Here is a 15,223-nt window from a genome sequence, read left to right as displayed (position 1 = left end):
TATCAGACCGCCCTCATCAGCAGGGTCGCGGCGATGAGTACCGCAACGCCGCCGAACATCGAGACCGCGTAGGAGCGGGCATAGCCGTTCTGCATCTTGCGCAGCCGTCCGGAGAGCCCGCCGACCGAGGCCGCCGTGCCGTTGACGACTCCGTCGACCAGGGTGTGGTCGACGTACACCAGGGAGCGAGTGAGGTGCTCTCCGCCGCGGACCAGGACGACGTGGTTGAAGTCGTCCTGGAGGAGGTCGCGCCGGGCCGCCCGGGTGACCAGCGAACCGCGCGGGGCGGTGACCGGGACGGGACGGCGGCCGTACTGGACGTAGGCGAGGGCCACACCGATGACCAGGACGACCATGGTGGCGCCCGTGACCGTGGTGGCGCTCAGCGGCGAGTCACCGTGGTCGTGCTGGGTGACCGGCTCCAGCCAGTGCATGAAGCGGTCGCCGATGCTGAAGAAGCCACCCGCGAAGACCGACCCGAAGGCGAGCACGATCATCGGGATCGTCATGGACTTCGGCGACTCGTGCGGGTGCGGCTCGTTGCCCTCGGCATCGGGCTGCCAGCGCTTCTCACCGAAGAAGGTCATGATCATCACGCGCGTCATGTAGAACGCGGTGATCGCGGCGCCGAGCAGTGCGACCGAGCCGAGGATCCAGCCCTCCGTGCCGCCCTTGGCGAACGCCGCCTCGATGATCTTGTCCTTGGAGAAGAAGCCGGACAGACCGGGGAAGCCGATGATCGCCAGATAGCCGAGCCCGAAGGTCACGAAGGTGACCGGCATGTACTTCCTGAGGCCGCCGTACTTCCTCATGTCGACCTCGTCGTTCATGCCGTGCATGACCGAACCGGCGCCGAGGAAGAGCCCGGCCTTGAAGAAGCCGTGCGTCACCAGGTGCATGATCGCGAAGACGTAGCCGATGGGGCCGAGGCCCGCGGCCAGGATCATGTACCCGATCTGGGACATCGTCGACCCGGCGAGGGCCTTCTTGATGTCGTCCTTCGCGCAACCGACGATCGCACCGAAGAGGAGCGTGACCGCACCGACGACGGTGACGACGAGCTGCGCGTCCGGTGCGCCGTTGAAGATCGCGCCGGAGCGGACGATCAAGTACACGCCCGCGGTCACCATCGTCGCCGCGTGGATGAGGGCCGAGACCGGGGTCGGGCCCTCCATCGCGTCGCCGAGCCAGGACTGCAGCGGCACCTGGGCCGACTTGCCGCACGCCGCGAGCAGCAGCATCAGGCCGATGGCCGTCAGCTTGCCCTCCGACGTCTGGCCGGTGGCCTCAAGGACAGGTCCGAAGGCGAAGGTCCCGAAGGTGGTGAACATCAGCATGATGGCGATCGAGAGGCCCATGTCGCCGACCCTGTTGACCAGGAACGCCTTCTTCGCGGCGGTGGCCGCGCTGGGCTTGTGCTGCCAGAAGCCGATCAGGAGGTACGAGGCGAGGCCGACGCCCTCCCATCCGACGTACAGGAGGAGGTAGTTGTCGGCGAGGACCAGGATGAGCATCGCCGCGAGGAACAGGTTCAGATAGCCGAAGAAGCGGCGGCGCCGCTCGTCGTGCTCCATGTACCCGATGGAGTAGATGTGGATCAGGGTGCCCACACCGGTGATCAGCAGGACGAACGTCATCGACAGCTGGTCGAGCTGGAAGGCGACGTCCGCCTGGAAACCCTCCACGGGAATCCAACTGAACAGATGCTGGGAAAGGGAGCGCTCCTCGGCGCCCTTGCCCAGCATGTCGACGAAGAGCACCGCACCGACGACGAAGGACGCGGCCGCGAGCAGCGTGCCGAGCCAGTGGCCGACACGGTCCAACCACCGCCCGCCGCACAGCAGTACGGCCGCTCCGAGCAGAGGCGCTGCCACGAGCAGCGCGATCAGGTTCTCCACTTTTCAGCGACCCCTTACAGCTTCATCAGGCTGGCGTCGTCGACCGAGGCCGAGTGACGGGAGCGGAACAGCGACACGATGATCGCGAGGCCGACCACGACTTCCGCCGCGGCGACGACCATCGTGAAGAAGGCGATGATCTGGCCGTCGAGGTTGCCGTGCAGCCGCGAGAAGGCGACGAAGGCCAAGTTGCACGCGTTGAGCATCAGCTCGATACACATGAAGACCACGATCGCGTTCCGCCTGATCAGGACGCCGGTGGCGCCGATCGAGAACAACAGCGCCGCGAGATAAAGGTAGTTGACCGGATTCACTTCGACGCCTCCCCGCTCTTGGACGACCGCTCGAGACGGTCCTCGGAACGCTGTTCGAGGGCCCGCAGATCGTCCAGCGCCTCATTCGAGACGTCGCGGATCTGGCCGCGCTCACGCAGCGTCTTGTTGACCGTGAGCTCCGACGGGGTGCCGTCGGGGAGCAGGCCCGCGACGTCCACGGCGTTGTGCCGGGCGTAGACGCCGGGGGCGGGCAGCGGCGGCAGGTGGTTGGAGCGCACGCGCTCCTCGGACATCTCGCGCTGCGTCTTGGCGCGCTCCGTGCGCTCGCGGTGGGTGAGCACCATCGCGCCGACGGTGGCGGTGATGAGCAGTGCGCCGGTGATCTCGAAGGCGAAGACGTACTTCGTGAAGATGCTCTCGGCGAGGCCCTGCACGTTGCCGCCGGCGTTCGCCTTGCTGAGTCCGGCGAATTCGTTCACCGAGGCGTTCCCGATGCCCGCGAAGAGCAGGATGGCGAAGCCGAAGCCACAGAGACCGGCCAGCCAGCGCTGACCCTTGATGGTCTCCTTCAGGGAGTCGGCGGCGGTGACGCCGACGAGCATGACCACGAAGAGGAAGAGCATCATGATCGCGCCGGTGTAGACGACGACCTGGACGATGCCCAGGAAGTACGCCCCGTTGGCGAGGTAGAAGACCGCAAGGACGATCATGGTCCCGGCGAGACAGAGCGCGCTGTGCACGGCCTTCTTCATGAGGATCGTGCACAGGGCGCCGATCACGGCGACCGTGCCGAGCACCCAGAACTGGACGGCCTCACCGGTGGATGTGGTGTAGGCGGCGAGTTGGGTCATCGGTTGATCACCTCCCCCGACGCGGGCTCGTCGTCCCCGAAGGTGGAGGCGGCCTCTTGGGGCGTCTCGCCCTTGGAGAGGGCCACTTGAGGCACCGTGCCGGGCGCGGCCTCCGTCACCAGACCGCGGTAGTAGTCCTGCTCGTCCGTGCCCGGGAAGATCGAGTGCGGTGACTCGACCATGCCTTCCTCCAGGCCGGCGAGCAGCTGCTCCTTGGTGAAGATGAGCTTCTCGCGGCTGCTGTCGGCCAGCTCGAACTCGTTCGTCATCGTCAGCGCGCGCGTGGGGCACGCCTCGATGCACAGGCCGCACAGGATGCAGCGGGCGTAATTGATCTGGTAGACGCGGCCGTAACGCTCACCCGGGGAGTAGCGCTCCTCCTCGGTGTTGTCCGCGCCCTCCACATAGATCGCGTCCGCGGGGCAGGCCCAGGCGCAGAGCTCGCAGCCGATGCACTTCTCCAGGCCGTCCGGATGGCGATTGAGCTGGTGCCTGCCGTGGAAGCGGGGAGCGGTGGTCTTCTCCTGCTCCGGATACTGCTCGGTCAGCCGCTTCTTGAACATGGCCTTGAAGGTCACGCCGAAGCCCGCGACGGGGTTCTGGAACCCCTGCTTCGATTGGTTCGACTCGTGTGGTGCCTGGTGCGGCTCTTTCTTCGACTCAGCCATCGGACGCCTCCTTTCCGTCACTACGGGTTCCGTCACTTTGAGTATCCGGCCCACCACTGACAATCAACTCCCGCTCCTGGCGCGAGCGGCGACGGGGCACGGGCGGCAGGCTCTGTCCGGGCAGCGGCGGGACGGGGAATCCGCCCGCCATCGGGTCGAAGGCGACGGGTTCCTCGCTCTCGGATCGTGCTGCCGCTTCCTTCTCGCGCTTGTCGCGGAAGATGTCGACGACGACGGAGAGCAACAGGAGCGCGATCACTCCCCCGCCCACGTAGAGCGCGATCGAGGTGAAGTCGTAGTTCTCGTTCCGCATCGCCCTGACCGTGGCCACGAGCATCAGCCAGACGACCGAGACCGGGATCAGAACCTTCCAGCCGAGCTTCATCAGCTGGTCGTAGCGGACGCGTGGCAGCGTGCCGCGCAGCCAGATGAAGAAGAACAGCAACAGCTGGACCTTGATCACGAACCAGAGCATCGGCCACCAGCCGTGGTTCGCGCCCTCCCAGAAGGTGCTGACCGGATACGGGGCCCGCCAGCCGCCCAGGAACAGGGTGACCGAGACCGCCGAGACGGTGACCATGTTGACGTACTCGGCGAGCATGAACAGCGCGAACTTGATCGACGAGTACTCGGTGTTGAAGCCGCCGACGAGGTCGCCCTCGGACTCCGGCATGTCGAACGGAGCGCGGTTGGTCTCACCGATCATCGTCACGATGTAGATCAGGAACGAGACGGGAAGCAGCAGTACGTACCAGCGGTCCGCCTGCGCCTCCACGATCGCCGAGGTCGACATCGACCCGGAGTAGAGGAACACCGAGGCGAACGCGGCGCCCATCGCGATCTCGTACGAGATCATCTGCGCGCAGGAGCGCAGTCCGCCCAGGAGCGGATAGGTCGAACCGGAGCTCCAGCCCGCCAGCACGATGCCGTAGATGCCGACCGAGGCGACCGCGAGGATGTAGAGCATCGCGATCGGCAGGTCGGTGAGCTGCATCGTCGTGCGCTGGCCGAAGATCGAGATTTCGTTGCCCGCGGGCCCGAAGGGGATCACCGCGATCGCCATGAAAGCCGGGATGGCCGCGACGATCGGCGCGAGGATGTACACCACCTTGTCCGCGCGCTTGACGATCAGGTCTTCCTTGAGCATCAGCTTGATGCCGTCCGCGAGGGACTGCAGCATGCCCCAGGGGCCGTGCCGGTTCGGGCCGATGCGTAGCTGCATCCAGGCGACGACCTTGCGCTCCCACACGATGGAGAAGAGCACCGTCACCATCAGGAACGCGAAGCAGAAGACCGCCTTGACGGCGACCAGCCACCACGGGTCACGGCCGAACATGGACAGGTCTTCCGCCGCAAGCGGCACCACGGTGTGCATCACGACGTCACCTCCGGGGCCTGTGAGGGCTCCGGCAGGAGCGCCGGGCCGATGCGGACGAGATCGCCGGGGCGCGCGCCGGTGTCGGAAGTGACGCCTCCCCCGGTCGAGTTCAGCGGCAGCCACACCACACGGTCGGGCATCTCGGTGACCAGGAGCGGCAGTTCGGTCGCCCCTGCGGAGCCGGTGACGGCCAGGACGTCGCCGTCCTTGACGCCCGCCTCGGCCGCGGTGGCCGCCGAGAGCCGGGCGACCGCGGCGTGCCGCGTACCGGCAAGCGCTTCGTCGCCCTCCTGGAGGCGGCCCCGGTCGAGCAGCAGCCGGTGCCCAGCGAGAACGGCCTCTCCGGAGGAGGGCCTCGGCGGCTGGGCGGCTGTCTCCAGGGGCTCGGTGGCGTGCGGTCCTTCCCAGCCGCCGAGCCGGTCGAGCTCGCGCCGGGCCGATGCCAGGTCGGGAAGACCCAGGTGTACGTCCCCGGCGTCGGCCAGCATGTGCAGCACACGCGCGTCCGTCGGGGCCAGCGTGCGCGTCATGTGGTCGGGCTTGAGTGCGGCGTCGAACATCCGTGCCCTGCCCTCCCAGTTGAGGAAGGTGCCGGGCTTCTCCGCGACCGCGGCCACGGGAAGTACGACGTCGGCGTGGTCGGTGACCTCACTGGGCCGCAGCTCCAGGGAGACCAGGAACCCGACCTCGGAGAGTGCTTCACGCGCGCGTGCCGGGTCCGGAAGGTCGGCGACCTCCACGCCCGCCACCAGGAGGGCGCCCAGTTCGCCGGTCGCCGCCGCCTCGATGATCTGGCCGGTGTCGCGGCCGTGGCGGTGCGGGAGTTCGGCCACGCGCCAGGCGGCCGCGACCTCGTCCCGTGCGCGCGGGTCGGTGGAAGGACGCCCGCCGGGAAGCAGCGAAGGCAGCGCGCCCGCCTCAAGGGCGCCGCGCTCCCCCGCCCGGCGGGGAATCCACACCAGCCGCGCACCGGTCGCGGACGCGGCCCGTACGGCGGCGGTGAGCCCGCCCGCCACAGCGGCGAGACGCTCGCCGACCACGATCACCGCTCCCGGGGCGCGCAGCGACTCGGCCGCCGTGGCGCCCTCGCCGTCCAGGCCGACTCCGCCGGCCAGGGCGTCGAGCCACTCCGTCTCGGTGCCGGGAGCCGCGGGCAGCAGCGTGCCGCCCGCCTTCTCCAGGCCGCGCGTCTGATGCGTCGCGAGGGAGAACGTCCGCTGGCCGTGCTTGCGCCAGGCCTTGCGCAGGCGCAGGAAGACCCCGGGCGCCTCCTCCTCGGACTCGAGCCCGACGAGCAGGACGGCGGGTGCCTTCTCCACTTCCGCGTACGTGACTCCGGTGCCGTCGAGATCCCGGCCACGGCCCGCCACGCGGGCGGCGAGGAAGTCGGCCTCCTCGGCGCTGTGCACGCGCGCGCGGAAGTCGATGTCGTTCGTGTCGAGCGCCACGCGCGCGTACTTGCTGTACGCGTAGGCGTCCTCCACGGTGAGGCGCCCGCCGGTCAGCACGCCGGCCCGGCCGCGCGCGGCGGCGAGCCCGGTGGCCGCGGCTTCGAGAGCCTCGGGCCAGCTGGCCGTCTCCAGCTCACCGGTCTCGGAGTTGCGCACCAGCGGCGTGGTGAGCCGGTCCGGCTTCTGCGCGTAACGGAAGCCGAAGCGCCCCTTGTCGCAGAGCCACTCCTCGTTGACCTCGGGGTCGTCCGCGGCGAGCCGCCGCATGACCTTGCCGCGCCGGTGGTCGGTACGGGTCGCGCAGCCGCCCGCGCAGTGCTCGCAGACCGACGGCGACGACACGAGGTCGAAGGGCCGGGAGCGGAAGCGATACGCCGCCGAGGTCAGCGCGCCGACCGGACAGATCTGGATGGTGTTCCCCGAGAAGTACGACTCGAAGGGATCACCCTCGCCCGTACCGACCTGCTGGAGCGCGCCGCGCTCCAGCAGCTCGATCATCGGGTCGCCCGCGATCTGGTTGGAGAAACGGGTGCAGCGAGCGCAGAGCACGCACCGCTCGCGGTCGAGAAGGACCTGCGTCGAAATCGGCACCGGCTTCTCGAAAGTCCGCTTCTTGCCCTCGAAGCGGGTGTCCGGGTCGCCGACCTGCATCGCCTGGTTCTGCAGCGGGCACTCGCCGCCCTTGTCGCAGACCGGGCAGTCCAGCGGGTGGTTGATGAGGAGCAGCTCCATCACACCGCGCTGCGCCTTCTCGGCGACCGGCGAGGACAGCTGCGACTTCACGACCATGCCGTCGGTGCAGGTGATGGTGCAGGACGCCATCGGCTTGCGCTGGCCCTCCACCTCGACGATGCACTGGCGGCAGGCGCCCGCCGGGTCGAGCAGCGGGTGGTCGCAGAAGCGCGGGATCTCGATGCCGAGGAGCTCGGCGGCCCGGATGACCAGCGTCCCCTTCGGGACGCTGATCTCGATGCCGTCGATCGTCAGCGACACGAGGTCCTCCGGCGGAACCGCCGCCTCGCCGCCCCCGGAGGGAGCGCTGTTCGTGGTCACTGTCATGCGTTCACCTCCGAATGTGCGGCGGGCCTGTCGGCCCAGAGAGTCGACTTGGCCGGGTCGAAGGGGCAGCCCTTGCCGGTGATGTGCTCCTCGTACTCCTCGCGGAAGTACTTGAGCGAGGAGAAGATCGGCGACGCGGCGCCGTCACCGAGGGCGCAGAAGGACTTGCCGTTGATGTTGTCGGCGATGTCGTTCAGCTTGTCGAGGTCGGACATGACGCCCTTGCCCGCCTCGATGTCGCGGAGCAACTGCACCAGCCAGTACGTTCCTTCGCGGCAGGGCGTGCACTTGCCGCAGGACTCGTGGGCGTAGAACTCGGTCCAGCGCGTGACCGCCCGCACGACGCAGGTCGTCTCGTCGAAGCACTGGAGCGCCTTCGTGCCGAGCATCGACCCGGCGGCGCCCACGCCCTCGTAGTCCAGGGGGACGTCGAGGTGCTCGTCGGTGAACATCGGCGTCGAGGAACCGCCCGGCGTCCAGAACTTGAGCCGGTGGCCCGCCCTGATCCCGCCGCTCATGTCGAGCAGCTGGCGCAGGGTGATGCCGAGGGGGGCCTCGTACTGGCCGGGGCTCGTGACGTGGCCGCTCAGCGAATAGAGCGTGAAGCCGGGGGACTTCTCGCTCCCCATCGATTTGAACCAGTCTTTTCCGCGATTCAGGATCGCGGGAACCGACGCGATGGATTCGACGTTGTTGACGACAGTGGGGCATGCGTAGAGGCCCGCGACGGCCGGGAAAGGGGGACGCAGTCGCGGCTGGCCACGGCGGCCTTCGAGCGAGTCGAGCAGCGCGGTCTCCTCACCACAGATGTACGCGCCCGCGCCCGCGTGCACGGTGAGTTCGAGATCGAGTCCGCTGCCCAGGATGTTCTCGCCCAGGAATCCCGCCTCTTTCGCCTCACGCACGGCCTCGTGCAACCGCCTGAGCACGGGGACGACTTCACCGCGCAGGTAGATGAAGGCATGCGAAGAACGGATCGCGTAACACGCGATCACGATCCCCTCGATGAGGGAATGCGGGTTCGCGAAGAGGAGCGGGATGTCCTTGCAGGTCCCCGGCTCCGATTCGTCGGCGTTGACAACTAGATAGTGCGGCTTTCCATCTCCCTGCGGAATGAACTGCCATTTCATTCCGGTGGGGAATCCCGCGCCGCCCCTGCCCCGCAGACCGGAGTCCTTCACGTACGCGATGAGGTCGTCCGGCGCCATGGCCAGGGCCTTGCGCAGGCCTTCGTACCCCTCGTGCCGTCGGTAGGTGTCGAGCGTCCAGGACTTCTCCACGTCCCAGAACGCCGAAAGCACCGGCGCGAGCAGTTTCTCGGGGCTCGTCTCGTTGTCGATCTCGGCTGCCAAGGTCATCACTCCCCCTCCTCGGCGGTCGGTCCGGCCGGGTGGGCCGGGTCGGATGCCGAGGTCTCCTGCGGTGCGTCGTGCGAGCTGAGGTGCTCGGCGGGCGCCTCGTCCTGCGGGCCGCCCGTGCGCGGGTGGACCACACGCGGCTGGGGCAACTCACCCTTGGCCAGGCGCAGTCCGATCAGCGAGGCCGGACCCGCGCCGCCGCTCGCCTCGACGGCGCCGGCCCGCTCGTCCGGGAAGCCCGCCAGGATCCGGGCCGTCTCCTTGTACGTGCACAAGGGGGCGCCGCGGGTCGGCTCGACCTGCACGCCCGCGCGCAGGTCGTCGACGAGCCGCTTGGCGGTCTCGGGAGTCTGGTTGTCGAAGAACTCCCAGTTGACCATCACGACGGGAGCGAAGTCACAGGCCGCGTTGCACTCGATGTGCTCCAGCGTGACCTTGCCGTCCTCTGTGGTCCCCTCGTTGCCGACGCCCAGGTGCTCCTGCAGCGACTCGAAGATCGCGTCGCCGCCCATGACGGCGCACAGCGTGTTCGTGCAGACGCCGACCTGGTAGTCACCGGAGGGCTTGCGCCGGTACATCGTGTAGAAGGTCGCGACCGCGGTGACCTCGGCGGTGGTCAGGCCGAGCACCTCCGCGCAGAAGGCCATGCCCGTGCGCGTGACGTGGCCCTCCTCGGACTGCACCAGGTGCAGCAGCGGGAGCAGCGCGGACCGGGAGTCCGGGTAGCGGGAGATGACCTCCTTGGCGTCCGCGTCGAGCCTGGCCCGTACGTCGGCCGGGAAGTCGGGGGCGGGGAGTTGGGGCATGCCCAGGCTGACGCCCGCACCCTGCTGGGAAGGAGTGGTGGTCACCGGTCGACGCCTCCCATCACGGGGTCGATGGAGGCGACGGCGACGATGACGTCGGCGACCTGGCCGCCCTCGCACATCGCCGCCATGGCCTGCAGGTTGGTGAAGGACGGGTCACGGAAGTGGACCCGGTAGGGGCGGGTGCCGCCGTCGGAGACGACATGCACGCCGAGCTCGCCCTTGGGCGACTCGACCGCGGTGTACGCCTGTCCGGCCGGGACCCTGAAGCCCTCGGTCACCAGCTTGAAGTGGTGGATCAGGGACTCCATGGAGGTGCCCATGATCTTCTTGATGTGGTCGAGCGAGTTGCCCAACCCGTCCGGGCCGAGCGCCAGCTGCGCGGGCCAGGCGATCTTCTTGTCGCCGACCATGACCGGACCCGGCTCGAGGCGGTCCAGGCACTGCTCGACGATGCGCAGCGACTGGCGCATCTCCTCGAGGCGGATCAGGAAGCGCCCGTAGGAGTCGCAGGTGTCGGCGGTCGGCACGTCGAACTCGTAGTTCTCGTAGCCGCAGTAGGGATCCGACTTGCGCAGGTCGTGCGGCAGGCCCGCCGAGCGCAGGACCGGGCCCGTGGCGCCGAGGGCCATGCAGCCCGCGAGGTCGAGGTAGCCGACGTCCTGCATGCGGGCCTTGAAGATGGGGTTCCCGGTGGCGAGCTTGTCGTACTCGCCGAGGTTCTTCCGCATCTTCTTCACGAACTCGCGCATCTGGTCCACCGCGCCCGGCGGCAGGTCCTGGGCGAGCCCGCCGGGCCGGACGTACGCGTGGTTCATGCGCAGGCCGGTGATCAACTCGAAGATGTCGAGAACGAGTTCACGATCTCGGAAGCCGTAGATCATGATCGTCGTCGCGCCCAGCTCCATGCCGCCGGTGGCGATGCACACCAGGTGCGAGGAGAGCCGGTTGAGCTCCATCAGGAGCACGCGGATGATCGAGGCGCGGTCCGGGATCTGGTCCTCGATGCCGAGGAGCTTCTCGACCCCGAGGCAGTACGCCGTCTCGTTGAAGAACGGCGTGAGGTAGTCCATGCGCGTGACGAACGTCGTGCCCTGCGTCCACGTGCGGTACTCGAGGTTCTTCTCGATGCCCGTGTGCAGATAGCCGATGCCGCAGCGGGCCTCGGAGACAGTCTCGCCCTCGATCTCCAGGATGAGCCGGAGCACACCATGGGTGGAGGGGTGCTGCGGACCCATGTTGACGATGATGCGCTCGTCGTCGGACCGGGCCGCGGACTGGACGACCTCGTCCCAGTCGCCGCCGGTGACTGTATATACAGTCCCCTCGGTCGTTTCGCGCGCGGATGCATGTGACGTGCTCATCAGCTGTACGACCTCCGCTGGTCCGGAGCCGGGATCTGGGCGCCCTTGTACTCGACGGCGATGCCGCCGAGGGGGTAGTCCTTGCGCTGCGGGAAGCCCTGCCAGTCGTCCGGCATCATGATCCGCGTCAGCGCCGGGTGACCGTCGAAGATCAGGCCGAAGAAGTCGTACGCCTCGCGCTCGTGCCAGTCGTTCGTCGGATAGACCGCGACCAGCGAGGGGACGTGCGGATCGGCGTCAGGGGCACTGACTTCGAGCCGAATCAGGCGGTTGTGGGTGATCGAGCGCAGGTGGTAGACGGCGTGCAGCTCGCGGCCCTTGTCCTCGAGGAAGTGCACCCCCGAGACGCCCGTACAGAGCTCGAAGCGCAGGGCCGGGTCGTCGCGCAGGGTCTGGGCGACCCGGACGAGGTGCTCGCGCGCGACGTGGAAGGTGAGCTCGTCGCGGTCGACGACCGTCTTCTCGATCGCGTTCTCCGGGAGGAGCCCCTGCTCTTCCAGGGCGCCTTCCAGCTCGTCCGCCACTTCGTCGAACCAGCCGCCGTAGGGGCGCGCGGTGGCGCCCGGCAGGGTGACCGTCCGCACCAGGCCGCCGTAACCGGACGTGTCGCCGCCGTTGTTGGCGCCGAACATGCCCTTGCGTACGCCGATGACCTTGCCGGCCTCGTCACGGGGGGCCGGGACGCCGTTTCCGTTCAGGTGCTCTTCATGCGCGTCGCTCACCGCAGCAGCCCCTTCATCTCGATGGTGGGGAGCGCCTTGAGGGCCGCCTCCTCCGCCTCGCGGGCCGCTTCCTCCGCGTTGACCCCGAGCTTGGAGCCCTGGATCTTCTGGTGGAGCTTGAGGATGGCGTCCATCAGCATCTCGGGCCGTGGCGGACAGCCGGGCAAATAGATGTCAACAGGGACGATGTGGTCCACACCCTGCACAATCGCGTAATTGTTGAACATACCGCCCGATGAAGCGCAAACCCCCATGGAAATGACCCACTTGGGGTTGGGCATCTGGTCATAGACCTGCCGCAGGACCGGCGCCATCTTCTGGCTCACGCGTCCGGCCACGATCATCAGATCGGCCTGGCGCGGCGAACCGCGGAAGACCTCCATGCCGAAGCGAGCCAGGTCATAGCGCCCGGCTCCCGTCGTCATCATCTCGATGGCGCAGCACGCGAGGCCGAAGGTCGCGGGGAAGACGGATGACTTGCGCACCCAGCCCGCGGCCTGTTCGACGGTGGTCAGCAGAAATCCGCTCGGCAGTTTCTCTTCGAGTCCCATGCTCTTTGCCCCTCAGACCCTTAGTCCCATTCCAGGCCGCCACGCCGCCATACGTACGCGTAGGCGACGAAGACGGTGAGCACGAAGAGCAGCATCTCCACGAGCCCGAAAATCCCCAGCGCGTCGAAGGTGACGGCCCAGGGGTAAAGGAAGACGATCTCGATGTCGAAGACGATGAAGAGCATCGCCGTCAGGTAGTACTTGATCGGGAATCGCCCGCCGCCGGCCGGAGTCGGCGTCGGCTCGATACCGCACTCATACGCCTCTAGCTTGGCTCGGTTGTACCGCTTTGGACCGATAAGCGTGGCCATGACCACGGAGAAGATCGCAAAGCCTGCCCCGAGGGCTCCCAGCACGAGGATGGGCGCATAGGCATTCACGCTCCTCGCTCCTCTCAGTCGGCACTGACTGTTGGCGGTTGCATTGGACTGCGCCCCGCCCCCACGAAGATCGCGCACATGTGAAGCAGGTCACAAGCCCAACTGCCCCGCATCTTATGCCCGCCGGTCTGTGATCTGCGACACGGGGTGCGACAACGGCTTTGTGATCTCCACCACCTGACGAAGGATCATGAAGTCGGATGAGCGGTGATCTTCATACGCGAAGCGCCTGAGTGATCACCAGAGGTGACATCTCAGCGAGTCACCCCTGGTCGGGAGGGGGTCGCCCTATCAAGCGATGGCCGCCGCAGGCAAATTGGCGCTGGACACGACGGCTTGATAGTGGCGGCGCGTTCACACTTTGGCGGGAGCGGTGTGGACGTAAGTGGACGGCCGGGCACGCGTGCACGGATTCACTAGCGGGTGGAGAGGGGTCGACGCGAGGGCGGCGCGGGGTCGGCGCAGGATCGATGCGGGGTCGGCGCGGGGGTCACTGTGGGGTCGGTGCGGGGGCCGCTGCGGGGTCGGTGCGCGCGATGCGCGGGCGGCGGTCGATACGCGAGGGCCGCATGGTCGGTACGCACTCGGGTACGCGAACGACGTACGACCGGGGTGCGTGGACGGCGCGACGGCGCACGACCGGGGTACGCGAATGGAGTGGCGTCAGTGACGTCATCACGAGAGCCACCCCAAGAGCCGCCACAAGAGCCGCGACGAGAGACGAAGAGATGTCACCACAAGAGGGGATCGGCACCGGGCCCACACCGCCCCGGCACCGGCCGACCGCCGATCCATCGTCGATTCGGCGTCGATCCGTCACCGGTCCCCCACATCGGCAACACCCCTGAATTCTTCGGGACATCTCAGAAAGGTCTCGGCCGGATCTCAGGGAGATCCCCTAGGGCCACACCTGTGACCTGCGCCACACGGCACCCTGCGGTGAATAAACCGGGCTTGGCCAACCGACTCAACCGGTGGTAGTCCATGGGCAATTCGGACGTATCGCAGAAAGCCCATGATCACAGGCGTGATCACCACTGTCCGCATTGCCCGTTACGGCGTCAATAAGAAGTGACACGCCCGGGATTCGAGGCCGCCAGGGGCAACTGTGGCGCAGCCCACGTTTCTTGATGGGAACCCTGACTCCCTGATAGCGGTTGTTCTCATGTCCCACACCGCTCACATACCCAGCCACCGGAAGCCCCGTCGTAGCGCCTCGAAGATGGCCCTGCGCGCCGGAGTTGCCGGTGGCGTCCTCAGCACCCTGGCAGTGGCCGCGGCAGCTGGCACGGCGACCGCAGCCGAGCCGGTGACCGAGACCATCGAAATGCCGACGCTCACCACGGACCTCTCCACGCAGATCGCGCAGTCCGCGGATGCCACCCAGCAGACCGCCGACAGCTACGAGCTCCGCGCCGAGCAGGACGCGGCCGCCGTGAAGGCCGCCAAGCAGGCCAAGGAAGACCAGGCCACCGCCAAGAAGAAGGCGGAGGCCAAGGCGAAGGCCGAGGCCGCCGCCAAGAAGAAGGCGGAGGAGGAGCGCGCCTCGCGTTCCGCCGAGCGCACGACGCTCAGCGCGTCGGGCTCCGGCTCGAGCACCGCCGCCGCCGATGTGGCCCCGGCCAGCGGCAACGTCGGCTCGGTCATCAGCTTCCTCAAGGCCCAGCTCGGTGACGCGTACGTCATGGGTGCTTCAGGACCCAACGCCTGGGACTGCTCCAGCCTCGTCCAGGCCGCGTTCAAGCAGGCGGGTGTGGACCTCCCGCGCGTCTCGCAGGACCAGTCGGTCGCCGGTACACCGGTTTCGCTCTCCAACGTCCAGGTGGGCGACATCCTTTACTGGGGTGGCGCGGGCTCCGCGTACCACGTGGGTGTGTACATCGGTAACGGTCAGTACCTCGACGCCGCCAACCCCGGCAAGGGCGTTGTCATCCAGGACCTGTCGGGCTACCCCGCCGACGGTGCCGTGCGCGTCCTCTGAGGCCCCTCACAGCCACGTAGAAGGGCCGGGAAACCCGATGGGGTTTCCCGGCCCTTCTACGTGCGCCTCAGCCCTTCCTGAGCTTCGGCCCTTCCTGAGCTTCCGCCCTTCCTGCGCCTCAGCCCTTCGGCGAAAGCTCACCCATCTCGGACCAGCTGCTGCCCGGAATCTCGGTGTGGATGATTTCCGGGGTCGACGCGATCAACTCGGACATCGTCTCCATACCGGCCTTGAAGTGGTCGGAGCCGACGTGCGCGGCGCCCGCCTCCTGCGAGGCGAAGCCCTCCAGGAGGACGAACTGGTTCGGGTCGTCCACGCTGCGGGACCAGTCGTAGAAGAGGTTGCCTTCCTCCGCGCGCGTGGCACGGGTGAACTCGGCGGTGCGCTCCAGCCAGCTGTCGCTGTACTCGGGGCGGACGGTGAACTTGACGGCGATGAAGATCATGCGACCAGCGTCCTGCCGTCCACCCCGTGAGGGCAA

At 67.8% G+C, this 15,223-nt stretch carries 14 protein-coding genes; 1 reads left to right on the top strand and 13 read right to left on the bottom strand.

Annotated features, from left to right (window positions below):
* Positions 1 to 2: 2 nt before the first annotated feature.
* From nuoL to ACZ5CR_RS27365, 12 genes are read right to left on the bottom strand one after another with little or no spacing between them, the layout of a single operon-like run.
* Positions 3 to 1,898, bottom strand: coding sequence for an NADH-quinone oxidoreductase subunit L (gene nuoL / locus ACZ5CR_RS27420; protein WP_468862005.1), 1,896 nt, complete (start codon positions 1,896 to 1,898; stop codon positions 3 to 5).
* Positions 1,899 to 1,912: 14 nt separating this feature from the next.
* Complete coding sequence (nuoK, locus tag ACZ5CR_RS27415; RefSeq protein ID WP_249588397.1) at positions 1,913 to 2,212, bottom strand: NADH-quinone oxidoreductase subunit NuoK; 300 nt, start codon at positions 2,210 to 2,212, stop codon at positions 1,913 to 1,915.
* On the bottom strand, positions 2,209 to 3,024 hold the full coding sequence (locus tag ACZ5CR_RS27410; RefSeq protein WP_468862003.1) for an NADH-quinone oxidoreductase subunit J: 816 nt from the start codon (positions 3,022 to 3,024) through the stop codon (positions 2,209 to 2,211). The genes nuoK and ACZ5CR_RS27410 overlap by 4 nt, the downstream gene beginning before the upstream one ends.
* Positions 3,021 to 3,692 carry an NADH-quinone oxidoreductase subunit NuoI gene (gene nuoI / locus ACZ5CR_RS27405; protein WP_468862002.1) on the bottom strand — a complete coding sequence of 224 codons (672 nt, stop codon included), beginning with the start codon at positions 3,690 to 3,692 and terminating at the stop codon, positions 3,021 to 3,023. The genes ACZ5CR_RS27410 and nuoI overlap by 4 nt, the downstream gene beginning before the upstream one ends.
* Positions 3,685 to 5,067: an NADH-quinone oxidoreductase subunit NuoH gene (gene nuoH, locus ACZ5CR_RS27400; protein ID WP_468861999.1), complete on the bottom strand. Its 1,383-nt coding sequence runs from the start codon at positions 5,065 to 5,067 to the stop codon at positions 3,685 to 3,687. The genes nuoI and nuoH overlap by 8 nt, the downstream gene beginning before the upstream one ends.
* Positions 5,067 to 7,580, bottom strand: a complete 2,514-nt coding sequence (locus ACZ5CR_RS27395; protein WP_468861997.1) for an NADH-quinone oxidoreductase subunit G — start codon at positions 7,578 to 7,580, stop codon at positions 5,067 to 5,069. The genes nuoH and ACZ5CR_RS27395 overlap by 1 nt, the downstream gene beginning before the upstream one ends.
* The gene (gene nuoF / locus ACZ5CR_RS27390; protein WP_468861994.1) at positions 7,577 to 8,938 is read right to left on the bottom strand and encodes an NADH-quinone oxidoreductase subunit NuoF; all 1,362 of its coding nucleotides are present in this window, start codon (positions 8,936 to 8,938) and stop codon (positions 7,577 to 7,579) included. The genes ACZ5CR_RS27395 and nuoF overlap by 4 nt, the downstream gene beginning before the upstream one ends.
* Entirely contained in the window at positions 8,938 to 9,744 is an 807-nt protein-coding gene (gene nuoE, locus ACZ5CR_RS27385; protein ID WP_468862173.1) for an NADH-quinone oxidoreductase subunit NuoE, read from the bottom strand. The genes nuoF and nuoE overlap by 1 nt, the downstream gene beginning before the upstream one ends.
* A gap of 41 nt (positions 9,745 to 9,785) precedes the next feature.
* A complete protein-coding gene (locus tag ACZ5CR_RS27380; protein WP_389912446.1) occupies positions 9,786 to 11,108 on the bottom strand; it encodes an NADH-quinone oxidoreductase subunit D in 1,323 nt (440 codons plus the stop codon).
* A complete protein-coding gene (locus ACZ5CR_RS27375; RefSeq protein ID WP_468862170.1) occupies positions 11,108 to 11,806 on the bottom strand; it encodes an NADH-quinone oxidoreductase subunit C in 699 nt (232 codons plus the stop codon). The genes ACZ5CR_RS27380 and ACZ5CR_RS27375 overlap by 1 nt, the downstream gene beginning before the upstream one ends.
* 20 nt (positions 11,807 to 11,826) lie before the next feature.
* A complete protein-coding gene (locus ACZ5CR_RS27370) occupies positions 11,827 to 12,381 on the bottom strand; it encodes a NuoB/complex I 20 kDa subunit family protein (RefSeq protein ID WP_005313804.1) in 555 nt (184 codons plus the stop codon).
* Between the two features lie 20 nt (positions 12,382 to 12,401).
* A complete protein-coding gene (locus ACZ5CR_RS27365) occupies positions 12,402 to 12,761 on the bottom strand; it encodes an NADH-quinone oxidoreductase subunit A (protein WP_003992243.1) in 360 nt (119 codons plus the stop codon).
* A 1,165-nt stretch (positions 12,762 to 13,926) separates the two neighbouring features.
* Between ACZ5CR_RS27365 and ACZ5CR_RS27360 the strand changes: the two genes are divergently transcribed.
* Entirely contained in the window at positions 13,927 to 14,742 is an 816-nt protein-coding gene (locus ACZ5CR_RS27360) for a C40 family peptidase (RefSeq protein WP_468861991.1), read from the top strand.
* Positions 14,743 to 14,860: 118 nt separating this feature from the next.
* Here the strand turns inward: ACZ5CR_RS27360 and ACZ5CR_RS27355 are convergent, their stop codons facing one another.
* Positions 14,861 to 15,187: a putative quinol monooxygenase gene (locus tag ACZ5CR_RS27355; protein WP_468861989.1), complete on the bottom strand. Its 327-nt coding sequence runs from the start codon at positions 15,185 to 15,187 to the stop codon at positions 14,861 to 14,863.
* Between the last annotated feature and the right edge of the window lie 36 nt (positions 15,188 to 15,223).

The organism is Streptomyces sp. NPDC031274 (assembly GCF_055570235.1).
This window is presented reverse-complemented; position numbering and strand designations above follow the sequence as displayed.